The following is a 20,999-nucleotide window of genomic DNA, read 5'->3' on the forward strand; positions in this document are numbered from 1 at the left end:
TCATGCCAGCCCCAGGCGTTGTTTGAGCAGGGCCATGGCGCGGGCACGGTGGCTGAGCTGGTTTTTCTCGGCCGCCGGCAGTTCGGCGCTGGAGCAGTTGCGCTCGGCGACCCAGAACAGCGGGTCGTAGCCAAAGCCCTGTGCGCCGCGGGCTTCATGCAGGATGCGGCCGTGCCAGAGGCCTTCGCAAAGGATCGGCAGCGGGTCGGCGGCATGCCGCACCAACGCCAGAGCGCAGACGAACTGGGCGCCGCGCTCGGTGTCCGGCACTGCTTTAAGGACGTCCAGCAGCTTGGCGTTGTTGGCAGCATCGCCTTGGCCGTCGGCATAGCGAGCCGAGTAGATGCCCGGCGCGCCACCGAGGGCGTCTACCGCCAGTCCCGAGTCGTCGGCCAGCGCTGGCAGGCCGGACACCTGCGCGGCGTGGCGGGCCTTGAGAATGGCGTTCTCGACAAACGACAAGCCGGTTTCTTCCGGCTCAATGCTGCTGAACTCACTGACGGCGCGCACTTTGATGTGCGAGCCGAGCATCGCTTGCAGTTCTTTCAGCTTGCCGGCGTTGTGGCTGGCCAGCACTAGTTCAGTGATCGGCTTCATTCGTCGGGGAAAAATTCCTGGTTGAAATCGAAACTGTGGGGCACGCCATCGGCGGCGGTCACGTTCAGGGTGAAGCGCAGGGTTTCCCGTTGCTCGAAGGGGAACTGGGCCAGGTAGTAGATGGCCTTGCCTTCCTTGACCTCTTTGAAGCTCAGGGCGGTGCTTTGCCCCAGCAGGTTCTTCACCGTGCCGCTGACCTTGGCGCTGCTGGCGGTGCCGGCCTTGAGTACGGCGACATTGACCACGCCCTGGGTCTTGCTGCGCACCAGGCCTGTGGCTGCGGCGATTTCGGGCTGCAGGAAACCGGAGTTGAAGGCGCTGTAATGCACGTCCAGGTCGCCATAGCTTTGCTTCTGTTCGGCCAGGGCCGGCAGGCTCAGGCACAGGCTCATGAGTAATAACGCGATGCGGGTCATGACGATTCTCCTTGCGGTGGGTGGCGGGTCAGACCGCTATCTGGCTGTCAGCCAGGCTGGGGCCGCTGACGCGATAGATGCCGATCTCACCCAACAGATTAGGCCACAAGCGACTGGCCAGGGTGTGCCGGTGCAGGCGGTCTACTGCCAGGCGGTCGAGGACGCGCACACGCATCTGGTGGCACAGCTCTTCGAAGTCGAGGAAGGTGCAGAAGTGGATGTTCGGCGTGTTGTACCAGGTGTACGGGAGGAACTCGGAGACCGGCATCTGGCCTTTGCGCGCCAGGTCCCAGCGGCAACGCCAGTGGCCGAAGTTGGGAAAGGTGATGATGCACTGGCGGCCGACGCGGAGCATTTCCTCCAGCAGCTTGTCCGGGTACTGCACGGCCTGCAGGGCCTGGGTCATGACCACGACGTCGAAGCTGTTGCTGGCGAAGTTGCCGAGGCCTTTGTCCAGGTCCTGCTCGATGACGTTGATGCCCTTGAGCAGGCACTGGGCGATGTTGTCGGCGTCGATTTCCAGGCCATAGCCACTGACCTGCTTGTGCTCGCGCAGCCAGGCCAGCAGTTCGCCGTCGCCACAGCCGAGGTCGAGGACCCGGCTACCGGCGGGAATCCAGTCTTGAATGATGTCCAGATCGGCTCTCATGACGGCCTTACACGCTGATGCGGTGCATGTAGGCGCTGAACGCCTGCAAGTACCGCGGAATGGGAATGAGGAAGGCGTCGTGGCCCTGCGGCGCGTCGATTTCCAGGTAGCAGACGTTCTTGCGCGCGGCCACCAGGGCGTCGACGATCTCCCGCGAGCGCGCCGGCGAGAAGCGCCAGTCGGTGGTGAAGGACATCACGCAGAAATCCGCCTGGGCCGACGCCAACGTCTTGGCCAGGTCACCAGCGTGGTTGGCCGCCGGGTCGAAGTAGTCCAGCGCCTTGGTCATCAGCAGGTAGGTGTTGGCGTCGAAACGTCCGGAGAACTCCTCGCCCTGATAGCGCAGGTAGCTCTCGACCTGGAACTCGACGCTGTGGAAGTCGTAGTTGAGCTTGTCGCTTTTCAGGTCGCGGCCGAATTTCTCGCCCATGGCGTCATCCGACAGGTAGGTGATGTGACCGACCATGCGCGCCAGAATCAGCCCACGCTTGGGGATCACGCCCTGTTCCTGAAAGTGCCCGCCGTGGAAGTCCGGGTCGGAGAGGATGGCCTGGCGCGCCACTTCGTTGAAGGCGATGTTCTGTGCCGACAACTTGGGTGCCGAGGCGATGGCCAGGCAGTGGCGCACGCGCTCGGGGTAGCTGATGCTCCATTGCAACGCCTGCATGCCGCCGAGGCTGCCGCCGACCACTGCGGCCCACTGCTGAATGCCCAGGCAGTCGGCCAGGCGCGCCTGACTGTTTACCCAGTCTTCCACGGTCATCATCGGGAAGTCGGCACCGAACGGCTTGCCGCTGGCCGGGTTGATGCTCGACGGCCCGGTGGAGCCGTTACAGCCGCCGAGGTTATTGAGGCTGACGACGAAGAACTTATTGGTGTCGATGGGTTTGCCGGGGCCGATGCAGCTGTCCCACCAGCCCGGTTTGCGCTCGTCGACACTGTGGTAGCCGGCAGCGTGGTGGTGGCCGGAGAGGGCATGGCAAATCAGCACCGCGTTGCTGGCGCTGGCGTTCAGTTGCCCATAGGTTTCGTAGACCAACTGATAATTGGCCAGGCTGCGGCCACAGGCCAGCGCCAGTGGCTCGGCAAACGTGAGGGTTTGCGGACTGACCAGACCAACGGAATCTTCTGCAAAGACGGTGGGCATTGACCCTGCTCGCGCTTAAATGAGGCGCCAGTCTAAAGAGCACCGCCCCAGGCGGCAAGCGCATGGGGCGGCGGGTGTGCAGCGGTTTGTTGTGATCAGCGAATCAGTCCGCAGCGCTGTGGCTGCGCCCGGCGCCTGGCAGGCTGACCACCTTGCCCTGGCGTTGTACGGGTGCCGGTCGGCGCAGCATGCGCAGCATTTCATTGGCCTGTGCCAGTTGCTGCTGCAGTTCGTCCTGATAGCGTGCCAGATGCTGGCTGCGAGTGCGGGTTTGCTGGGTTTCCTGGGCCAGGGCTTTGAGGCGCAGCATGTGGGTTTCCAGCATCTGCTTGTTTTCCAGGGTGTGCTGCATCAGCGGCATCAGGGCGTCGCCGGCCCACTGCTCGGCTTCCTGGCGCAGGCGCTGGTGCAGGCCGATGACTTCCTGCACCAGTGTGGCGAAAAAGCGCCGGCTCAGGGTGGTCTGGTTGCTGAGCAGGGTCTTCAGGTGCAGGCGGAAGCGGTCGGCCTTGCCTTGCAGTTGTTGCAGCTCACGCAGGGGGCGCTTGATGCTGAACTGCGGCGCGTCTACGCCGTGCAGGGGATTCTCTTCGTTGTGCCGGCGGTAGATGGCGGCCACCATCTTGTTGGCCATTTCAGCTTCCTGACCCAGGGTCTGCAGATCGGCTTCCACGCTGCGGAAGAAAAACAGGATGGTCTGGTTGATGCCGAAGGTGGTCCAGCTGCCGGTGAGGTTCTTGCTCAGCAGCGCCAGGTGTTCATCCAGCCGCTCACTGCGTACGGCGCTGCGTAGCAGGTCGCCCTGGCGCTTGAGCAGGCGCTGGTTGGTTTTCAGGCCGAGCAGGCGCTTGTGGTGCTGGCCGTGGTCTTCTTTGGTTTTGGCGGTCAGTTCAAACAGCAACTGGCCGTTGTCCTGGTGGTGGTTGGACAGCAGCTCGTGCTGTTCATTGACCTTGGCCAGGCGCAGGTTGAGGACGTGTTGGCTGTTTTGCAGCAGGGCCAGCACCTGGTTGACCACGCGTTCTTCCAGCAAACGCTCCTTCTGCGCCACGATGCGTTCGCACAGCAGGGTTTCCAGGCCTGCCAGCTGGCTGCGGTCGAGCAGCTCCTGGTCCTTGCGCACTTTTGCCAGCAGGGCTTGCTTGGCCGATATCGGCAGTACGTTGTCGCGACTGATGCCCAGTTGTTTGGCCGTGGCGCTGCGGATTTTCTCGATGGCGTGCTGAACGAAGGTTTCGCCGGCCAGGTCGTCCCAGAGCACGTCGATTTTGTTCAGAGCGGCAAACAGGCAGATGGGGTTTTCGTCGTCGAGCTGGCGAATATGCTGCTGCCACACCGCCATGTCGCTGGCCGTCACGCCGGTATCGGCGCTGAGCAGGAAGATCACCGCCTGGGCGTTGGGCAGCATCGACAGGGTCAGTTCCGGCTCGCTACCCAGGGCATTCAGACCGGGTGTGTCGAGGATGCGCAGGCCCTGGCGCAGCAGCGGGTGGTCGAAGTTGACGATGGCATGGCGCCAGGCCGGTACCAGCACGATGCCCGGCTTGCCGGCGCTTTCCAGCATGTCCGGGTGGAAGCCCAGTTGAATGGCCTGCTCCACCGGCATCGGCTTGGTTTTGGCCACCTGGGTAAAGGCCTGGACCATGTTGTCCGGGTCGCTGAGGTCCAGGGGGATATTTACCCAGTGCCGGGGAATGCGCTTGAACTGCGCCACGCTGGCTTCTGCCGCGCGGGTCTCGATCGGCAGCAGACGGATATAGGAGTGTTCCGAGCGCGGGTCGAAAAACAGCTCGGTAGGGCACATGGTGGTGCGCCCGGCCTGGGACGGCAGCATGCGCTGGCCGTATTCGGAGAAGAACAGGCTGTTGATCAGCTCGGTCTTGCCGCGCGAATACTCGCCGACAAAGGCCAGGGTGATGTGGTCGGTGCGCAGCAGTTTGAGGGCGCGCTCCAGCTTGGCCTCAACGGCGTCGGAATTGAGGCGGTTGTGGATCAACCAGCTGCGATAGCGGGTGATCTCGCGCATCAATTCGCGCTTCCAGGCCACGTATGCGGTGACCTGCTGACTGAGACGTTCCATGCTCATCCTGGCTCTCCGGGGAAAGTGCATCCTGCAAGTGTGGGCGAGTGTACGTGCACCAGGGCCATGGTGTCGTAGTGATAGCACTCATTATGCTGAACGGCGGCTTAGCGTCAAACTGCAAGCGCCATGATCCCGCCTTAAGGTCTGTCAGGCTGACTGAGCGGTCAGTCCGGGCAAGTCGGGCAGACGCTTGGGTTGCTGGATGCGCACGCGCTTCTGCCGATTGAGCTCGCCACTGACCAGGCTGACCTGACTCTTGGCCACGCCGAATGCAGCGCCGAGAAACGCCAGCAGATGGGCGTTGGCCTTGCCCTCCACCGGTGGCGCGGTGAGGCGGATTTTCAGCCGCTCACCGTGCAGCCCGGCGAATTCATCCTTGCTGGCCTTGGGTTGCAGGTGACAGTCGAGGATCAGGTCCGCGCCGTCCCAGCGGTACCAGGCCGCACTCATCAGAGGAACGGGCTGAGCATGGCCGGCATGCCAGTCATGGCCGCCAGGTTGCCGATGACGAAACGGTCCACCAGGTTCAACGCGATAAACGCGAAGATTGGCGACAGGTCCAGCCCGCCAAGGTTCGGCAGCAGCTTGCGAAACGGCGCCAGCAGCGGCTCGCAGAGCTGGTTGACCAGTTGCGCGCCAGGGTTGTGGCTGCCGGGAGCAACCCAGGAGAGGATTACGCTGACGATCAGGGCGAAGAAGAACACCTTGAAGAACAGCGAAGTCACGCCAATCAGCGACCAGACCAGCAACTGCGGGATGACGCTAATCGGGTTGAAGCCCATCAGGCTCAGCGTCACGACCATCAGCAGCAGTTGCACCAGCACGGCCAGCACCAGGGAAGCGGTATCCAGCCCGGCGATGCTGGGGATCAGCCGGCGTAGCGGCTTGAGCAACGGTTGGGTGGCCTTGACGGTGAACTGGCTGAGCGGGTTGTAGAAGTCCGCACGTACCAGTTGCAGGATAAAGCGCAGCAGCACGATCAGCAGGTACAGGCTGCCGAGGGTCTGGATGATATAGATGAGGGCTTCGACTAATCCGGACATGACGGTTCCTTACTTTCCCAGTTGTTCTGCCAGTTCGGCCGAGCGTTTGGCGGCAGCGCTCAGCGCCTGTTCGACCAGCTCGGCAAAACCACCGGCCTGGAAGGTTTTGATCGCGGCTTCGGTGGTGCCATTCGGTGAGGTGACGCGGCGACGCAGTTCGGCGGCATCGACGTCACTGGCCACGGCCATATGGGCGGCGCCCAGCGCAGTCTGCAGAGTCAGCTGGGCAGCGATGGCTTTGGGCAGGCCCAACTGCTCACCGGCGGCGGTCATGGCCTCAATCAGCAGGAAGAAATACGCCGGGCCGCTGCCGGAAACGGCCGTCACCGCGTCGATCTGCTGTTCGTTCTCCAGCCACAGGGCCATGCCGACGGCCGCCAGCAGATGCTCGGCCAGCTCGCGTTGGGCCGGGTTGACCTCGGCGTTGGCATACAGGCCGCTCACGCCCTGACGCAGCAACGCCGGGGTGTTGGGCATGCAGCGCACGATGGGGCGAGCGCCCAGCCAGTTACCCAGGCTGGCGCAACTGATGCCGGCGGCGATGGAGACCAGCAGTTGGCCGTCCTGCAGGCTGGGGGTCAGGGCCAGGCACACGTCTTTAAGCACTTGCGGCTTGGTGGCGAGGACAATCACGTCGGCGTCGAGAATGGCCTCGGCGTTATCGGCAAGCAGCGCAATGCCGTGTTCGCCGGCAATCTTCGCCCGTTGCTCGGCGCCGGGATCGCTGGCGCGGATATGACTGGCCGGAATGCCCTGGGCGAGCAAGCCGCCGATCAGACTGGCGGCCATGTTGCCGGCGCCAATAAAGGCGATACGGGGGTGGCTCATGTGCGGCTTCCTTTTAGGTTCAATTCAGGCGCTCGGGTAATCACGGGCGCCAAACAGGGCAGTGCCGATGCGGACCCAGGTCGCCCCTTCGGCGATGGCGGCGTCCAGATCATGGCTCATGCCCATGGACAGGGTGTCGAGAGGCAGCGGCAAACCATCGCGCAATTCGCGCAGCCGGGCAAAGGCCGCCCGTTGTGCTGCCACGTCGTCGGTTGGCTCGGGGATCGCCATCAAGCCACGCAAGCGCAGGTTCGGCAATTGGCTCACGGCCTGGGCCAGGGCGGCCAGCTCAGCCGGCGCGCAGCCAGATTTGCTCGCTTCAGCGCTGACGTTCACCTGCAAACAGATGTTTAAAGGCGGTAAGCCGGTCGGACGTTGCTCTGACAAGCGTTGGGCAATCTTCAGGCGGTCCACCGAGTGCACCCAAGCGAAATGCTCGGCAATCGGCTTGGTCTTGTTCGATTGAATGGGGCCGATAAAGTGCCAGATCAAGGGCAGCTCGCTCAGTTCAGCCTGTTTATCCAAGGCTTCCTGCAGGTAGTTTTCGCCGAAGTCGCGCAGGCCCGCGGCAAAGGCTTCGCGCACCGCAGCAGCCGGTTTGGTCTTGCTCACTGCGAGCAGGCCAATGCCGTCTAAATCGCGCCCCGAGGCTTGCGCCGCCTCACGGATCCGCTCACCGACCTTTGCAATATTCTCTGCTATCGTGGACATTACTCACGCTCTATCGCCCGCCCGTCTGGGGTCTGCGGCATTCTACCTGCTTGCTTGTCATTAGGGAGTCCCATGGATATTACCGAGCTGCTTGCCTTCAGCGCCAAGCAAGGCGCTTCAGACCTGCACCTCTCGGCGGGCCTGCCGCCGATGATTCGTGTCGATGGCGATGTGCGCCGGATCAACCTGCCTGCTCTCGATCACAAGCAAGTGCACGCGCTGATCTACGACATCATGAACGACAAGCAGCGCAAGGATTTCGAGGAGTTCCTGGAGACCGACTTCTCCTTTGAAGTGCCCGGTGTGGCGCGTTTCCGGGTCAACGCCTTCAACCAAAACCGCGGTGCCGGTGCGGTGTTCCGGACCATTCCGTCCAAGGTCTTGTCGATGGAAGACTTGGGCATGGGCGAAATCTTCAAGAAGATTTCCGACGTGCCTCGCGGCTTGGTGCTGGTGACCGGGCCGACCGGTTCGGGCAAGTCGACCACCCTGGCGGCCATGCTCGACTACATCAATAGCAACAAATATCACCACATTCTCACCGTGGAAGATCCGATCGAATTCGTTCACGAATCGAAAAAATGCCTGATCAACCAGCGGGAAGTGCACCGCGACACCCTTGGCTTCTCCGAGGCTCTGCGCTCGGCCCTGCGGGAAGACCCGGACATCATTCTGGTGGGTGAGATGCGCGACCTGGAGACCATCCGCCTGGCGCTGACCGCTGCGGAAACCGGTCACCTGGTGTTCGGCACCCTGCACACCACCTCGGCGGCGAAGACCATTGACCGGGTGGTTGACGTGTTCCCCGCGGAAGAAAAATCCATGGTTCGCTCCATGCTTTCCGAGTCGCTGCAGTCGGTTATCTCCCAGACCCTGCTGAAAAAGGTCGGCGGCGGCCGGGTGGCGGCCCACGAGATCATGATCGGCACCCCGGCGATCCGTAACCTGATCCGCGAAGACAAGGTGGCGCAGATGTATTCGGCGATCCAGACCGGTGGTTCGCTGGGCATGCAGACGCTCGACTCCTGCTTGAAGGGTTTGGTGGCCAAGGGCATCGTCAGCCGCGATGCGGCGCGGGAAAAAGCCAAAACCCCGGAAAACTTCTGATCCAAGCCGCTTCTGCCTGCTGGTGGAAGCGGCAAGACACCCTTGCGCTACACGCCCGCAAGCGGTTGGCCCCTCAGGGCGCGGTGCTTTGAGCACTGCATGGCGTGCCAGGTGTGATAGGCGAGAAGGTCCATGGAATTCGAAAAACTGCTGCGCTTGATGGTCGAAAAGGGCGGCTCGGACTTGTTTATTACCGCCGGCGTGCCGCCGTCGATGAAGGTCAATGGCAAGATCATGCCGGTGACCAAAAACGCCATGTCGCCGGAGCAAACCCGCGAGACCGTGCACTCCGTGATGAACGAGCAGCAGCGCCGTGACTTCACCGAGAACCACGAGTGCAACTTCGCCATCAGTGCGCGTGGCGTTGGCCGCTTCCGCGTAAGTGCGTTTTATCAGCGCAACCTGGCAGGTATGGTGCTGCGCCGTATCGAAACCAATATCCCGACGCTGGAAGACCTCAAACTGCCGGAAGTGCTGAAAAAACTGTCGCTGACCAAGCGCGGCCTGGTCCTGTTTGTCGGTGCCACCGGTACCGGTAAATCCACCTCGTTGGCGGCGATGATCGGCTACCGCAACAAGAACTCCAGCGGCCACATCATCTCCATCGAAGACCCAATCGAATACATCCACCAGCACCAGAGCTGCATCGTCACCCAGCGTGAAGTGGGGATCGATACCGAGTCGTTCGAAATTGCCCTGAAGAACACCCTGCGCCAGGCGCCGGACGTGATCATGATTGGCGAAGTGCGGACTCGCGAGACCATGGACCATGCGGTGGTGTTCGCCGAAACCGGCCACTTGTGTCTGGCCACGCTGCACGCCAACAACGCCAACCAGGCGCTGGACCGGATCATCAACTTCTTCCCGGCGGACCGTCAGCAGCAGGTGTGGATGGATTTGTCGCTTAACCTCAAAGCCATCGTCGCCCAGCAACTGGTGCCGACCCCGGACGGCAAGGGGCGGCGCGCGGTGATTGAGGTCTTGATCAACACCCCGCTGGCGGCGGACCTGATTCGCAAGGGCGAAGTGCACGAGCTCAAGGCGCTGATGAAGCGCTCCACCGAGCAGGGCATGCAGACCTTCGATCAGGCGCTGTATGCGCTCTATGCCCAGGGTGAAATCACTTACGAAGATGCCCTGGCCCACGCCGACTCGGCCAACGACCTACGTCTGCTGATCAAGCTCGGTTCGGAAACCGATGGCGAGCACCTGACCAGCATGTCCCAGGGCCTGTCCCTAGAGGTAAGCGACGAAGAACCGGGGCGACGTTTCCGCTAAGTTTCGAGGCATAAAGACAAAACCCACCGGCCGGTGGGTTTTGTCTTTATGCGGTTCGCAATTGAATTTGCGCCATGATCGGCAGTCAGAGCAGCAAGGTTATTTCACAGGAGAGTGATATGGATATGCGTCAGGACACCCACAGCAAGGCCATCGGCTACCTGTTGTGGATCTTCGGTTTTCTCGGGGCTCATCGTTTTTACTACGGCAAACCGGTGACCGGGACGATCTGGTTTTTCACCTTGGGACTGCTGGGGATAGGCTGGTTGATCGACCTGTTTCTGATCCCGTCGATGGACCGTGAGGCGGACTTGCGCTTCACGTCAGGCGGCTTGGATTACAACGTGGCCTGGATACTGTTGGTGTTTCTCGGCATTTTTGGCGTGCACCGCATGTACCAGGGTAAATGGCTGACGGGCATCCTCTACCTGTTCACCGGCGGATTTTTCTTGTTGGGCGTGTTGTATGACTTCTGGACGCTGAACGATCAGGTGTCGATCCGCAACGCGCAGATCTCACCGCTTTAAACCGCCCAGAGCAACGCAAAAGCCCGCCAATTGGCGGGCTTTTGCATGACGGGTGCTTCAGTTCTGGTAACTGATGCGCCCATCCACCAGAGTGTAGCGCACGGCGGCGGGCAGGCAGTGGCCGATAAACGGGCAGTTTTGGCCTTTGGAGAACCAGGTTTCCCCCGCCAGGGTCGAGCCTTGCGGATCGAACAGCACCAGATCGGCCGGTGCGCCGACGGCCAGGCGCCCAACCGGCAGGCGCAAGGCCTTGGCCGGGCCGGCTGTCAGGCGTGCCAGCAGGGTCGGCAGGTCGAGCAGGCCGTCCTGCACCAGGGTCATGGCCAGCGGCAGCAGCAGCTCGACGCTGCTGATACCAGGCTCGGTCGCGGCGAAAGGCGCCAGCTTGGCGTCTGCCTCATGGGGTTGGTGGTGGCTGGCGATGGCCGAGATCACCCCGGACTTGACCGCTGCCCGCAAGCCATCGCGGTCGGCCTGGGTACGCAGCGGTGGTTGGACGTGATAGAGGCTGGAGAAGTCGCGCAGGGCCTCATCGGTTAGGATCAACTGATACAGGGCCACGTCGGCAGTCACCGGCAGGCCGCGCGCCTGAGCGTCGGCAATCATCTGCGCGCCGCGAGCACTGGTCAGCTGACTGAAGTGAGCGCGCACGCCAGACTGTTCCACCAGCAGCAGGTCACGGGCCAGGGCCACGGTTTCGGCGCTTTCCGGGATGCCGGCCAGGCCGAGGAAGCTCGCCGTCGGCCCTTCGTGCGCGATGCCGCCGGCCGCCAGGTCGTGGTCCTGGGCATGCAGGATCACGGTCAGGTTGAAGGTGGCGGCATATTCCAGGGCGCGGCACAGGGTGCGGTGGTTGTTGAAGCTGTGCAGGCCATCGCCAAAGGCCATGCAACCGGCGTCGCGCAGGGCCACCAGCTCGGCCAGCTGTTCGCCGTCGAGGTTTTTGCTCAGAGCGCCGATGGGGAAGACCTTGCTGTGTCCGGCTTCGCGGGCGCGGTCGAGAATCAGCTCGGTAACCGCTGAGGTGTCCAGCACCGGTTTGGTCTGCGGCGGGCAGCACAGGCTGGTCACGCCGCCGGCGGCGGCGGCCAGGGTTTCAGTGGCAATCGTGCCTTTGCGGCTGTAGCCGGGTTCGCGCAGGGATACGGCCAGGTCGACCAGGCCGGGGGCGGCTACCAAGCCGGTCGCGTCGATGGTCTGGTCGGCGACAAAGTCAGCAGGGGCTTGGCCGAAGGCGGCGATTTTGCCGCCTTGCAGGTACAGGTCGGTGACTTGGTCGAGGCCGCTGGCCGGGTCGATCACGCGGGCGCCGAGGATACGGGTACGCATCAGTTCTGCTCCTCGCTGTCTTGGTTGAGTTGGCGTTGCGCGGCTTGGCCGCTCATGGCCATGGACAGCACGGCCATGCGGATGGCGATGCCGTAGGTGACCTGATTGAGAATCACCGATTGCGGACCATCGGCCACTGCCGATTCGATTTCCACGCCGCGGTTGATCGGCCCCGGGTGCATGACCAAGGCATCGGGCTTGGCCAGGGCCAGGCGCTGGGTGGTCAGGCCGTAAAGGCGGTAGAACTCGCCCTCGCTGGGCAGCAGGCCGCCCTGCATGCGTTCGCGCTGCAGGCGCAGCATGATCACCACGTCGACATCTTTCAGGCCTTCGGCGAGGTCGGTGTAGACGCTCACGCCGTATTGCTCGATGCCCACCGGCAGCAAGGTTTTCGGCGCGATCACGCGGATGTCCGGGCAGCCCAGGGTTTTCAGGGCGAGCATGTCCGAGCGCGCCACCCGCGAATGGAGAATGTCGCCAACGATGGCCACCGAGAGATTCTCGAAGCTGCCTTTGTGCCGACGAATAGTCAGCATGTCGAGCATGCCCTGGGTCGGGTGACCATGGCGGCCGTCGCCACCGTTGATCACGGCGACGTTGGGGCACACGTGCTCGGCGATAAAGTGCGCGGCGCCGGAGTCGGCATGGCGCACCACGAACATGTCGGCGGCCATGGCTTCGAGGTTGCGCAGGGTGTCGAACAGTGTCTCGCCCTTGCTGGTTGAGCTGGTCGACACGTTCAGGCTGATCACGTCGGCTGACAGGCGCTGGGCCGCCAGTTCGAAGGTGGTGCGGGTGCGCGTGGAGTTCTCGAAGAACACGTTGCACACGGTTTTGCCGCGCAGCAGCGGGACTTTCTTCACGGCGCGGGCGCCGACTTCGAGGAAGGAGTCGGCAGTGTCGAGGATTTCCGTCAGCAGCTCGCGGGACAAACCGTCGAGGGACAGGAAATGGCGCAGCTGGCCCTGGTCATTGAGCTGCAGCGGGCGCTTGGCGGCGGTCGGCGTCATCACGAGGGTCTCAGTGGGAGGCAAGAAGCTGGCGCTCAAGCGCGAGCGGAGTAGGGCCGTGCAATTTTACCCGCTCGCCAGGCGCGAGGGACAAGGTGGCGCCGACCACGTCCGGACGGATCGGCAGCTCGCGGGCATTCAGGTCGAGCAGGCAGACCAGGGTTACGCTGGCCGGTCGGCCGTAGTCGAACAGCTCGTTGAGGGCGGCGCGGATGGTGCGCCCGCTCATCAGTACGTCGTCGATCAGCACCAGGTGCTGGCCTTCGATCTCGAACGGCAGGGCTGAGGGCCGTACTTGCGGGTGCAGGCCGTTCTGGGTGAAGTCATCGCGATAGAAGGATACGTCCAGGGTGCCCAGTGGCGCGGACTGGCCCATGGCCTGCAAGAGTGCTTCAGCCACCCACACGCCGCCGGTATGGATGCCGATGTAGCGTGGCTCGGCAATCTGGTGCTGCTGCAGGTGGGCGCTCAGTGCGGCAGCCATCTGCGGCAGGAGTACGGCGGGATCGGGCAGGCTCATCACGGCTCCTCGGAGTGTACGGTGGTTGGCGCGGGCGCAGGGTTGGCTTCAAGCCAGCCTTGCAGCAGCAACGCGGCGGCCAGGGCGTCCACCGGGTTTTCCCGGTAGCCGCCGCGTTGGCCTTGAGCCAGGCGCTCGCCCTTGGCTTCGTAAGTGGTCAGGCGTTCATCGTGCATGTGCACCGGTAGGTTGAAGCGGCCGTTGAGGCGGCGGGCGAATTTCTCCGCGCGCGCGCTCATCTCGCTCGGGCTGCCGTCCATGTTCAGCGGCAGGCCGACGACGATGGCGTCCGGCTGCCATTCCTTGATCAGCGCCTCGACCTTCTGCCAGTCCGGTACGCCGTTTTGTGCCTTGAGGATGCACAGCGCGCGGGCTTGGCCGGTGATGACCTGGCCGACGCCGACGCCGATTTGTTTGGTGCCGTAGTCGAAGCCCAGCAGCAGGCGCAGTAGTTGGCTCATCAGGCGTGCCCCGCCTGGCGAGTCAATAGGCTGAGGTTGACGCCCAGCCTCGCGGCGGCGGCGCTCAGGCGCTGCTCGGCGGGGATGTCGAAGAGAATCTGCAGGTCGGCCGGGCAGCTCAGCCAGGCGTTATCGGCCAGCTCGCTTTCCAGTTGTCCGGCTTCCCAGCCGGCGTAGCCGAGGGCGATCAGGTGTTGGCTCGGGCCCTGGCCGGCGGCGATGGCGAACAATGTGTCTTGCGAGGTCGACAGGCCCAGTTCGCCGAGTTCAAGCGTGGCCTGGAACTGCTGGCCGCTGGGGTGCAGGACAAAGCCGCGCTCGGTCTGTACCGGGCCGCCGGCAAAGATCGGTGAGTCTTGCTGAATGCCGCCGGTCTGGTCATCCGGGCGCAGCTGTTCGATCACATCGGCCAGGCTCAAACCGCTGGGGCGGTTGATGATCAGGCCCATGGCGCCTTCGGCGTTGTGCTCGATCAGGTAGGTCACGGTCTGGGCAAAATGCGGATCGGCCATGTGCGGCATGGCGATCAGGAAATGGTGCTTGAGGTAGGTCGGGGCGCGGTCTTTCATGGGCGCTAGTTTCAGGCTTCAAGCCCGTTGCTTCAAGCCTGACGTTGTTGCGACAGGCTTATGGCTAGCGGCTGGACAGGCGGTCGCCACGCTCGAAGCGCCAGGTGCGGATGATTTCCAGGCGGTCGAACTCGGCCAGGTCCTTGTTGAATGGGGCAAAGGGCGCGGCCAGGCGGACGATGCGCAAGGCGGCCTGGTCGAGGGTGTCCTGGCCGGAGGATTCCAGAACCTGGACTTCATACAGGGTGCCATCGCGGTTGATCGACACCAGCAGGCGCAGGCTGCCGTAAATGCGTTGGCGGCGGGCTTCGTCGGGGTAGTTGAGGTTGCCGATACGCTCGATCTTCTTGCGCCATTCCTCTTTGTACCAGGCACCTTTGTCGCGCATGGTCGAGGCGGCGTTGAGACGATGGATTTTTGGCCGTTTGGCGTAGAGCTGCTGTTCCTGGGCCAGTTGCGCTTCAAGGCTGGCGATTTCTGCCGACAGCTGACTGCTGTCGAATACCGGGGCCGGGCGGCTGGCGGGTTGCGGCTTGGCTTGCGCGGTTTTGACAGGGGTCTTCTGCGCTTGCGGGCTGCGGGTGGCGACGGCGGCTTTGGGCTTTTCTTTGCGCACGCTGGCCGGTGGTGCGCTGGGCGGGGTCACACGCTTGACCTCGGTGTCCTGAAACAGCGCTTGTTCGGTGGTTTTCGGCGCGGCCTTTTTGTCCAGGGTGCCGCTGCCTTGCTGGTTGTTCTGCGCAAGAAAGTCGGCTTCTTTGGGTTTTTCGGCGCTTTTAAAGGTGGAGAGGGTGATTTCCAGGGTTTTGCTGATCTGCCCAGGCTCAGCGAAGCTAAAGCTCAGGCCAAGAATCAGCGCCACATGCACCAGGGCCGCCAGAAAAAGAGTAAAGCCCAAGCGGTCCGCCGGGCGAACGCCGGAGGCTGCGGGGGCTGGGGTGCGGGCGGGCTTGTTCATGGCGCATCGGCTTGGCTCAAAGTGTCGCGCAGTCTGCCGGCTTGGGGCGGCAGGCTGCAAGCGACACGGTTCAAGCTGCCACCTGCGTCAAGCTTTGGGCGTGCTGCGCGCCTCCAGCTTGGCGGCGATCACCGCCATCAACTGCTCGGCGATGCAGGTGCCAAACGCGTTGTCGATTTCGCGGATGCAGGTGGGGCTGGTGACGTTGATCTCGGTGAGGTGTTCGCCGATCACGTCGAGGCCGACAAACAGCAAGCCTTTTTCTCGCAGGGTCGGGCCGACTTGGGCGGCAATCCAGCGATCGCGCTCGGTCAAGGGTCGGGCTTCACCACGGCCGCCGGCAGCCAGGTTGCCGCGGGTTTCGCCGGCCGCCGGGATGCGCGCCAGGCAATAAGGTACGGGCTCGCCGTCGATCATCAGAATGCGCTTGTCGCCGTCCTTGATGGCCGGCAGATAGGCCTGCGCCATGATCTGCTGGCGGCCGTGGGCGGTCAGGGTTTCCAGAATCACCGAGAGGTTCGGGTCGCCTTCGCTGTGACGAAAGATCGAAGAGCCGCCCATGCCATCCAAGGGTTTGAGAATGATGTCACGTTGCTCGCGGGCAAACTCGCGCAGAATGTCGGCGCGCCGGCTAACCAGGGTTTTCGGTGTGCACTGCGGAAATTGCGTGGCAAACAGCTTCTCGTTGCAGTCACGCAGGCTTTGCGGGCGGTTAACTACCAAGACACCGGCCTGTTCGGCCTGCTCCAGCAAATAGGTGGAGTAAACGAACTCGTTGTCGAAGGGCGGGTCCTTGCGCATCAGGATCACATCCAGCTCGCTGAGCGCGATGTCTTGCTCAGCGTCTAATTCGAACCAGTGCGATGGATTATCGAAGACCTGTAGCGGGCAGGTACGTGCTCGGGCGATGCCCTCGCGTTGATAGAGGTCTTGTTGTTCCATATAGAACAACGACCAGCCGCGGGCCTGGGCGGCGAGCAGCATGGCCAGCGAGCTGTCTTTTTTAAAGGCAATGCTCGCAATGGGGTCCATTACTATCCCTAGGCGAATGCTCATGGGGGTAAATCCTCCGCAACTGGAAATCGACAGCCGGGTGGCTGCAGTGACTAAGCTATAAGGCGCCAGGGTGGCGCCAGTGCGGTTTTCGGTCAAGCTGACTGTGCCGCCCGAGGTTTATAGATTGCATGGGCAGAGTGTGCTAAAAAGGTCCGACGATTAGGGTGTAGCCCGTCGGTGACAGGGCCTTAAACGCGCTGGTATAAAGCAAAAATAACGACTCACCGAGGCGGATGGTAGGGCAAACATGGAACAGCATTCCGAGGGTTTGAGAGTAATGGTGATCGACGATTCGAAAACGATTCGTCGTACCGCTGAAACTCTTCTGAAGAAGGTCGGTTGCGACGTCATCACGGCTGTTGATGGCTTCGATGCGCTGGCCAAGATCGCAGACACGCACCCGAGTATTATTTTTGTCGACATCATGATGCCGCGACTCGACGGCTATCAGACCTGTGCCCTGATCAAGAACAACAGCGCTTTCAAGTCCACTCCGGTTATCATGTTGTCCTCCAAGGATGGCTTGTTCGACAAGGCCAAGGGGCGGATCGTTGGTTCTGACCAGTACCTCACCAAGCCCTTCAGCAAAGAAGAGTTGCTTGGCGCGATCAAGACCCATGTGCCGGATTTTGTCCCGGTGGAGCAAGCCTCCTGATGTCCGACCGCTAGGTCGGTGACGCCTATTCCAGATGGGGAACACCATGGCTCGAATTTTGATTGTTGATGACTCACCGACGGAAATGTACAAGTTGACCGCCATGCTGGAAAAGCACGGTCATCAAGTACTGAAAGCGGAAAACGGCGCCGATGGCGTGGCCCTGGCTCGCCAGGAAAAGCCCGATGCCGTGTTGATGGATATCGTCATGCCTGGCCTCAATGGCTTTCAGGCGACCCGTCAGTTGACCAAGGATGCCGACACCAGCCACATCCCGGTCATCATCGTGACGACCAAGGATCAGGAAACCGACAAGGTCTGGGGCAAGCGCCAAGGCGCCAAGGATTACCTGACCAAGCCGGTTGACGAAGCAACCTTGCTGAAAACGCTGAATGCAGTGCTTGTAGGCTGATCCAGGGTCAGCCTGTAAACCAATAATAAGAAGGCCAAGGCCCGCATGTCGGACGTACAAACCCCCTTTGAGCTTCTCCTCGATATCGACCAGCGCTGCCGGCGCCTGGCTGCCGGCTTGCCGTCGCAGCAGGAAGCGGTGCAGACCTGGAGTGGTATTGGCTTTCGCATGGGCGAGCGTTTGTTCGTTGCGCCCATGGGGGAGATCGGTGAGGTCTTGCATGAGCCGCGCTACACCCTGTTGCCTGGGGTGAAGAGCTGGGTCAAAGGTGTGGCCAACGTGCGCGGTCGGCTTTTGCCGGTCATGGACCTGTGCAGCTTCTTCGGTGGTGATTTGTCGCCACAGCGCAAGAAGCGGCGTGTTCTGATTGTCGATCACCAGGAAGTTTTCGCCGGTCTGACCGTCGATGAGGTGTACGGCATGCAACATTTTCCAGTTGATGCCTTCTCGGAGCAGTTGCCACCGCTTGAGGCGAGTATCCAGCCCTTTATTCACGGCATGTTCCAGCGTGAACAGGCGTGGCTGGTATTCAGTCCCCATACGCTGGCTCAGCATCCGGGATTTCTCGACGTAGCCTTTTGAACACGATTTCGGTTGGGTCGGCGTCGCCGGCCTTTGGACGTTTGATGAGTACCGTAGTGCGGTCGGTCCAGGCGGGGGCCAGATAATGAAAAAACTAAATGCAGGCAATTTTCTAGCTGGTATGCGCAGCAACACGCTGATCGCAGGACTCTTTATTGTCCTGATCGTTTCCATCGTGCTGCTGTTCGCCAACTTCGCGTACCTCAACACCCAGTCCGGCTACGACAAGGAGTACATCAGTAACTCCGGCGAACTGCGCGTACTGTCGCAACGGATCGCGAAAGCGGCCACCGAAGCGGCGGCCGGCAAGGCAGAAGCCTTTGCCCTGTTGAAGGACGCCCGTAACGACTACGCCAAGCGCTGGGATGCGCTGGTAAAAGGTGATGACGTCAATGGCGTCCCTCCGGCACCGGACGCAGTTCAGGCTGAAATGGCCGGTGTGCAGAAGGAATGGGACAGCATGCGGCAGAACGCTGATGCCATCCTGGCCAGTGAGCAGACCGTACTGTCTCTGCACCAAGTGGCGGCTACCCTGGCGGAAACCATTCCGCAGCTGCAGGTTGAGTACGAAGAGGTTGTCGAGATTCTGCTGCAGAGCGAAGCGCCGGCAGCTCAGGTTTCCGTGGCCCAGCGCCAATCGTTGCTGGCTGAACGAATCCTCGGCTCGGTCAACAAGGTACTGACCGGTGACGAAGACTCGGTACAGGCCGCCGACATGTTCGGTCGCGACGCCAGCCTGTTCGGTCGCGTATTGACCGCCATGCTGGAAGGCAATGCGGCGATGGAAATTTCCAAGGTGACCGACAAGGAAGCTCTGGATCGTCTGGCTGAGATTTCCGAGCTGTTCCAGTTTGTATCCGGTTCGGTAGACGAGATTCTGGAAACCTCGCCGGAACTGTTCCAGGTGCGTGAGTCTGCCGGGACCATCTTCAACGGTTCGCAGATGTTGCTGGATAACGCCTCGAAGCTGACCGTCAGCTTTGAAAACCTGGCCGGCGGCCGTCACCTGAACACCTTGGCCGGTTATGTGCTGGGTGGCCTGGCGCTGGCTTCGATTATTCTCATCGGCTTTGCCATGGTGCGTGAAACCAATCGCCGCCTTAGCGAAACTGCTGAGAAGAACGAGCGTAACCAGGCGGCCATTTTGCGTCTGCTCGATGAAATCGCCGACCTCGCCGACGGTGACTTGACTGTAAACGCGACGGTAACCGAAGACTTCACTGGCGCCATCGCTGACTCGATCAACTACTCGATCGACCAGCTGCGCGACCTGGTAGAAACCATTAACCAGACCGCCGTACAGGTAGCAGGCGCCGCCCAGGAAACCCAGGCCACGGCGATGCACTTGGCTGAAGCGTCTGAGCACCAGGCCCAGGAAATTGCTGGCGCCTCCGCGGCAATCAACGAAATGGCTGTGTCGATTGACCAGGTATCGGCGAACGCCTCGGAATCCTCCGCGGTAGCGGAACGTTCCGTAGCCATCGCCAACAAAGGCAACGAAGTCGTACACAACACCATCACCGGCATGGATAACATCCGTGAGCAGATCCAGGACACCTCGAAGCGGATTAAACGCCTCGGTGAATCGTCCCAGGAGATTGGTGACATCGTTAGTCTGATTAACGACATTGCTGACCAGACCAACATCCTCGCACTGAACGCCGCGATCCAGGCCTCCATGGCCGGTGACGCAGGCCGAGGCTTCGCCGTGGTAGCGGACGAAGTACAACGCCTCGCAGAACGTTCGTCTGCGGCAACCAAGCAGATCGAAGCCCTGGTTAAAACGATTCAGACCGACACCAACGAAGCCGTTATCTCCATGGAGCAAACGACTTCCGAAGTGGTGCGCGGTGCCCGTCTGGCGCAAGACGCCGGTGTGGCACTGGAAGAGATTGAGAAAGTATCCAAGACCCTCGCGGCCTTGATTCAGAACATCTCCAACGCCGCGCGTCAGCAGGCATCGTCGGCTGGCCATATTTCCAACACCATGAACGTGATCCAGGAAATTACCTCGCAGACGTCCTCCGGTACCACGGCCACCGCCCGAAGCATTGGTAACCTGGCCAAAATGGCCAGTGAAATGCGTAAGTCGGTATCCGGCTTCAACCTGCCGGACGCTCCGGACCAGGCTTAAGCATAGGGAGGCGCGGCGCTCCGCAAGGCGTGTCGCCATCGGGTCATGAGCGAGGGGCGCGAGATGCAGCCAAGCAGTGTGTGGGCCCTGAAACCCCTCGCCGACATGTCGGCGGCGGAGTTTCATGCCTGGCAAACGCTGCTGGAAGAGCGCACCGGGCTGGTGATCAACGAGCAGCGTCGGGCATTTCTGCAGACCAGTTTGTCGGCGCGGATGCGCGAGCTGGATGTCATCGATTACGCCAGCTATTACCAGCAAGTAACCGATGGCCCTCGCGGTGCAGTGGAATGGTCGATCCTGCTGGATCGTTTGACCGTGCAGGAAACCCGTTTTTTTCGTCACCCACCTTCTTTCGCCTTGCTGCAGGATTACCTGCGCGAGCGACTGCAGCGTGAGCCGGCGGGGGCGCCCTGGGCGTTGTGGAGTGTCGGTTGCTCCAGTGGTGAAGAGCCTTATTCGCTGGCCATCAGTGCCGCCGAAGTGCTGCGCGAAAGCGCAGCACCGGAGCATTTTGGTGTGACCGGTACGGATATCAGCTTGAGTGCGCTGAGCAAGGCGCGGGACGGCCTGTATGCCGCCCGTAAGTTGGAACAGCTGGAAGAATCCCTGGGTGAGCGCTATTTCTGCGTCCAGGACGATGGCCGCTTCAAAGTAATACCGAGTCTGGCGGCACGCGTGTGCTGCGCCCGGCTCAATGTGCTGGAACTGGCGAAAGCGCCGATGTCCGGTATGGACGTAATTTTCTGTCAGAACTTATTGATCTATTTTCGTCGCTGGCGCCGCCGCGAAATCCTCAACCGCCTGGCTGAACGCCTGGCGCCGGGAGGGCTGTTGGTGGTGGGCGTTGGCGAAGTAGTAGGTTGGCAGCATCCGGACCTCGTGCCGGTGGCCAACGATCATGTTCTCGCATTCACCCGGAAGGGATAG

General features: G+C 61.9%; 24 protein-coding genes. 8 read left to right on the top strand and 16 right to left on the bottom strand.

Features of this window, described 5'->3' with window-relative positions; genetic code table 11:
- The 9 genes from rdgB to AC56DI_RS16115 all read right to left on the bottom strand — a co-directional run bounded on the left by rdgB (position 1) and on the right by AC56DI_RS16115 (position 7,474).
- Positions 1-597 carry an RdgB/HAM1 family non-canonical purine NTP pyrophosphatase gene (gene rdgB / locus AC56DI_RS16075; protein ID WP_496347039.1) on the bottom strand — a complete coding sequence of 199 codons (597 nt, stop codon included), beginning with the start codon at positions 595-597 and terminating at the stop codon, positions 1-3.
- Complete coding sequence (locus AC56DI_RS16080) at positions 594-1,013, bottom strand: DUF4426 domain-containing protein (RefSeq protein ID WP_496347040.1); 420 nt, start codon at positions 1,011-1,013, stop codon at positions 594-596. Before AC56DI_RS16080 ends, rdgB begins: the two co-directional genes overlap by 4 nt.
- Positions 1,014-1,041: 28 nt before the next feature.
- Positions 1,042-1,662, bottom strand: coding sequence for a methionine biosynthesis protein MetW (gene metW / locus AC56DI_RS16085; RefSeq protein ID WP_496347041.1), 621 nt, complete (start codon positions 1,660-1,662; stop codon positions 1,042-1,044).
- 7 nt (positions 1,663-1,669) lie between these two features.
- A complete protein-coding gene (gene metX / locus AC56DI_RS16090) occupies positions 1,670-2,809 on the bottom strand; it encodes a homoserine O-succinyltransferase MetX (RefSeq protein WP_496347042.1) in 1,140 nt (379 codons plus the stop codon).
- A gap of 103 nt (positions 2,810-2,912) precedes the next feature.
- Positions 2,913-4,895 carry a dynamin family protein gene (locus AC56DI_RS16095; RefSeq protein WP_496347043.1) on the bottom strand — a complete coding sequence of 661 codons (1,983 nt, stop codon included), beginning with the start codon at positions 4,893-4,895 and terminating at the stop codon, positions 2,913-2,915.
- 144 nt (positions 4,896-5,039) lie between these two features.
- On the bottom strand, positions 5,040-5,342 hold the full coding sequence (locus AC56DI_RS16100) for a DUF167 domain-containing protein (protein WP_324518840.1): 303 nt from the start codon (positions 5,340-5,342) through the stop codon (positions 5,040-5,042).
- On the bottom strand, positions 5,342-5,935 hold the full coding sequence (locus AC56DI_RS16105) for a YggT family protein (protein ID WP_496347044.1): 594 nt from the start codon (positions 5,933-5,935) through the stop codon (positions 5,342-5,344). The genes AC56DI_RS16100 and AC56DI_RS16105 overlap by 1 nt, the downstream gene beginning before the upstream one ends.
- A gap of 9 nt (positions 5,936-5,944) precedes the next feature.
- Positions 5,945-6,763, bottom strand: a complete 819-nt coding sequence (gene proC / locus AC56DI_RS16110; RefSeq protein WP_496347045.1) for a pyrroline-5-carboxylate reductase — start codon at positions 6,761-6,763, stop codon at positions 5,945-5,947.
- A 24-nt stretch (positions 6,764-6,787) separates the two neighbouring features.
- Positions 6,788-7,474 carry a YggS family pyridoxal phosphate-dependent enzyme gene (locus AC56DI_RS16115; RefSeq protein WP_496347046.1) on the bottom strand — a complete coding sequence of 229 codons (687 nt, stop codon included), beginning with the start codon at positions 7,472-7,474 and terminating at the stop codon, positions 6,788-6,790.
- Between the two features lie 72 nt (positions 7,475-7,546).
- On the opposite strand from AC56DI_RS16115, the gene AC56DI_RS16120 reads away from it, so the two are divergent.
- From AC56DI_RS16120 to AC56DI_RS16130, 3 genes are all read left to right on the top strand, one after another.
- Complete coding sequence (locus AC56DI_RS16120; protein WP_496347047.1) at positions 7,547-8,581, top strand: type IV pilus twitching motility protein PilT; 1,035 nt, start codon at positions 7,547-7,549, stop codon at positions 8,579-8,581.
- Positions 8,582-8,713: 132 nt separating this feature from the next.
- Positions 8,714-9,859: a PilT/PilU family type 4a pilus ATPase gene (locus AC56DI_RS16125; RefSeq protein WP_496347048.1), complete on the top strand. Its 1,146-nt coding sequence runs from the start codon at positions 8,714-8,716 to the stop codon at positions 9,857-9,859.
- Between the two features lie 119 nt (positions 9,860-9,978).
- Positions 9,979-10,386, top strand: coding sequence for an NINE protein (locus AC56DI_RS16130; protein WP_496347049.1), 408 nt, complete (start codon positions 9,979-9,981; stop codon positions 10,384-10,386).
- A 57-nt stretch (positions 10,387-10,443) separates the two neighbouring features.
- On the opposite strand, the gene AC56DI_RS16135 is transcribed toward AC56DI_RS16130, so the two are convergent.
- The 7 genes from AC56DI_RS16135 to gshB all read right to left on the bottom strand — a co-directional run bounded on the left by AC56DI_RS16135 (position 10,444) and on the right by gshB (position 16,289).
- Positions 10,444-11,715 carry a dihydroorotase gene (locus AC56DI_RS16135; RefSeq protein WP_324518833.1) on the bottom strand — a complete coding sequence of 424 codons (1,272 nt, stop codon included), beginning with the start codon at positions 11,713-11,715 and terminating at the stop codon, positions 10,444-10,446.
- Positions 11,715-12,725: an aspartate carbamoyltransferase catalytic subunit gene (locus AC56DI_RS16140; RefSeq protein ID WP_324518980.1), complete on the bottom strand. Its 1,011-nt coding sequence runs from the start codon at positions 12,723-12,725 to the stop codon at positions 11,715-11,717. The genes AC56DI_RS16135 and AC56DI_RS16140 overlap by 1 nt, the downstream gene beginning before the upstream one ends.
- 10 nt (positions 12,726-12,735) lie before the next feature.
- Positions 12,736-13,245 carry a bifunctional pyr operon transcriptional regulator/uracil phosphoribosyltransferase PyrR gene (pyrR, locus tag AC56DI_RS16145; RefSeq protein ID WP_496347050.1) on the bottom strand — a complete coding sequence of 170 codons (510 nt, stop codon included), beginning with the start codon at positions 13,243-13,245 and terminating at the stop codon, positions 12,736-12,738.
- Positions 13,245-13,706: a Holliday junction resolvase RuvX gene (gene ruvX / locus AC56DI_RS16150; protein ID WP_496347051.1), complete on the bottom strand. Its 462-nt coding sequence runs from the start codon at positions 13,704-13,706 to the stop codon at positions 13,245-13,247. The genes pyrR and ruvX overlap by 1 nt, the downstream gene beginning before the upstream one ends.
- Positions 13,706-14,275, bottom strand: a complete 570-nt coding sequence (locus AC56DI_RS16155; protein WP_496347052.1) for a YqgE/AlgH family protein — start codon at positions 14,273-14,275, stop codon at positions 13,706-13,708. Before AC56DI_RS16155 ends, ruvX begins: the two co-directional genes overlap by 1 nt.
- A gap of 64 nt (positions 14,276-14,339) precedes the next feature.
- Complete coding sequence (locus tag AC56DI_RS16160; RefSeq protein ID WP_496347053.1) at positions 14,340-15,233, bottom strand: TonB family protein; 894 nt, start codon at positions 15,231-15,233, stop codon at positions 14,340-14,342.
- Between the two features lie 87 nt (positions 15,234-15,320).
- Positions 15,321-16,289: a glutathione synthase gene (gshB, locus tag AC56DI_RS16165; protein WP_496347054.1), complete on the bottom strand. Its 969-nt coding sequence runs from the start codon at positions 16,287-16,289 to the stop codon at positions 15,321-15,323.
- A gap of 247 nt (positions 16,290-16,536) precedes the next feature.
- On the opposite strand from gshB, the gene pilG reads away from it, so the two are divergent.
- The 5 genes from pilG to AC56DI_RS16190 all read left to right on the top strand — a co-directional run bounded on the left by pilG (position 16,537) and on the right by AC56DI_RS16190 (position 20,999).
- Positions 16,537-16,944 (top strand): twitching motility response regulator PilG, encoded by a 408-nt coding sequence (pilG, locus tag AC56DI_RS16170; RefSeq protein ID WP_324518827.1) that lies wholly within the window; start codon positions 16,537-16,539, stop codon positions 16,942-16,944.
- Positions 16,945-16,990: 46 nt separating this feature from the next.
- On the top strand, positions 16,991-17,356 hold the full coding sequence (gene pilH / locus AC56DI_RS16175) for a twitching motility response regulator PilH (protein WP_324518826.1): 366 nt from the start codon (positions 16,991-16,993) through the stop codon (positions 17,354-17,356).
- 45 nt (positions 17,357-17,401) lie between these two features.
- Positions 17,402-17,938: a chemotaxis protein CheW gene (locus tag AC56DI_RS16180; RefSeq protein WP_496347055.1), complete on the top strand. Its 537-nt coding sequence runs from the start codon at positions 17,402-17,404 to the stop codon at positions 17,936-17,938.
- Positions 17,939-18,023: 85 nt separating this feature from the next.
- Positions 18,024-20,072 (top strand): methyl-accepting chemotaxis protein, encoded by a 2,049-nt coding sequence (locus AC56DI_RS16185; RefSeq protein ID WP_496347056.1) that lies wholly within the window; start codon positions 18,024-18,026, stop codon positions 20,070-20,072.
- 63 nt (positions 20,073-20,135) lie between these two features.
- The gene (locus tag AC56DI_RS16190; protein ID WP_496347057.1) at positions 20,136-20,999 is read left to right on the top strand and encodes a CheR family methyltransferase; all 864 of its coding nucleotides are present in this window, start codon (positions 20,136-20,138) and stop codon (positions 20,997-20,999) included.

This window comes from Pseudomonas sp. BGA-UO-ETr-WB11 (assembly GCF_059567785.1).

Excerpts from the sequence above, each read along its gene's own strand:
- AC56DI_RS16180 (WP_496347055.1), top strand. The coding sequence starts at position 17,402 with ATGTCGGACGTACAAACCCCCTTTGAGCTTCTCCTCGATATCGACCAG.
- AC56DI_RS16160 (WP_496347053.1), bottom strand. The coding sequence starts at position 15,233 with ATGAACAAGCCCGCCCGCACCCCAGCCCCCGCAGCCTCCGGCGTTCGC.
- AC56DI_RS16100 (WP_324518840.1), bottom strand. The coding sequence starts at position 5,342 with ATGAGTGCGGCCTGGTACCGCTGGGACGGCGCGGACCTGATCCTCGAC.
- AC56DI_RS16130 (WP_496347049.1), top strand. The coding sequence starts at position 9,979 with ATGGATATGCGTCAGGACACCCACAGCAAGGCCATCGGCTACCTGTTG.
- ruvX (WP_496347051.1), bottom strand. The coding sequence starts at position 13,706 with ATGAGCCAACTACTGCGCCTGCTGCTGGGCTTCGACTACGGCACCAAA.
- pilG (WP_324518827.1), top strand. The coding sequence starts at position 16,537 with ATGGAACAGCATTCCGAGGGTTTGAGAGTAATGGTGATCGACGATTCG.
- gshB (WP_496347054.1), bottom strand. The coding sequence starts at position 16,289 with ATGAGCATTCGCCTAGGGATAGTAATGGACCCCATTGCGAGCATTGCC.
- metW (WP_496347041.1), bottom strand. The coding sequence starts at position 1,662 with ATGAGAGCCGATCTGGACATCATTCAAGACTGGATTCCCGCCGGTAGC.
- AC56DI_RS16095 (WP_496347043.1), bottom strand. The coding sequence starts at position 4,895 with ATGAGCATGGAACGTCTCAGTCAGCAGGTCACCGCATACGTGGCCTGG.
- AC56DI_RS16155 (WP_496347052.1), bottom strand. The coding sequence starts at position 14,275 with ATGAAAGACCGCGCCCCGACCTACCTCAAGCACCATTTCCTGATCGCC.
- AC56DI_RS16135 (WP_324518833.1), bottom strand. The coding sequence starts at position 11,715 with ATGCGTACCCGTATCCTCGGCGCCCGCGTGATCGACCCGGCCAGCGGC.
- pilH (WP_324518826.1), top strand. The coding sequence starts at position 16,991 with ATGGCTCGAATTTTGATTGTTGATGACTCACCGACGGAAATGTACAAG.
- metX (WP_496347042.1), bottom strand. The coding sequence starts at position 2,809 with ATGCCCACCGTCTTTGCAGAAGATTCCGTTGGTCTGGTCAGTCCGCAA.
- rdgB (WP_496347039.1), bottom strand. The coding sequence starts at position 597 with ATGAAGCCGATCACTGAACTAGTGCTGGCCAGCCACAACGCCGGCAAG.
- AC56DI_RS16125 (WP_496347048.1), top strand. The coding sequence starts at position 8,714 with ATGGAATTCGAAAAACTGCTGCGCTTGATGGTCGAAAAGGGCGGCTCG.
- AC56DI_RS16140 (WP_324518980.1), bottom strand. The coding sequence starts at position 12,725 with ATGACGCCGACCGCCGCCAAGCGCCCGCTGCAGCTCAATGACCAGGGC.
- AC56DI_RS16115 (WP_496347046.1), bottom strand. The coding sequence starts at position 7,474 with ATGTCCACGATAGCAGAGAATATTGCAAAGGTCGGTGAGCGGATCCGT.
- proC (WP_496347045.1), bottom strand. The coding sequence starts at position 6,763 with ATGAGCCACCCCCGTATCGCCTTTATTGGCGCCGGCAACATGGCCGCC.
- AC56DI_RS16080 (WP_496347040.1), bottom strand. The coding sequence starts at position 1,013 with ATGACCCGCATCGCGTTATTACTCATGAGCCTGTGCCTGAGCCTGCCG.
- AC56DI_RS16105 (WP_496347044.1), bottom strand. The coding sequence starts at position 5,935 with ATGTCCGGATTAGTCGAAGCCCTCATCTATATCATCCAGACCCTCGGC.
- AC56DI_RS16190 (WP_496347057.1), top strand. The coding sequence starts at position 20,136 with ATGCAGCCAAGCAGTGTGTGGGCCCTGAAACCCCTCGCCGACATGTCG.
- AC56DI_RS16120 (WP_496347047.1), top strand. The coding sequence starts at position 7,547 with ATGGATATTACCGAGCTGCTTGCCTTCAGCGCCAAGCAAGGCGCTTCA.
- pyrR (WP_496347050.1), bottom strand. The coding sequence starts at position 13,245 with ATGAGCCTGCCCGATCCCGCCGTACTCCTGCCGCAGATGGCTGCCGCA.
- AC56DI_RS16185 (WP_496347056.1), top strand. The coding sequence starts at position 18,024 with ATGAAAAAACTAAATGCAGGCAATTTTCTAGCTGGTATGCGCAGCAAC.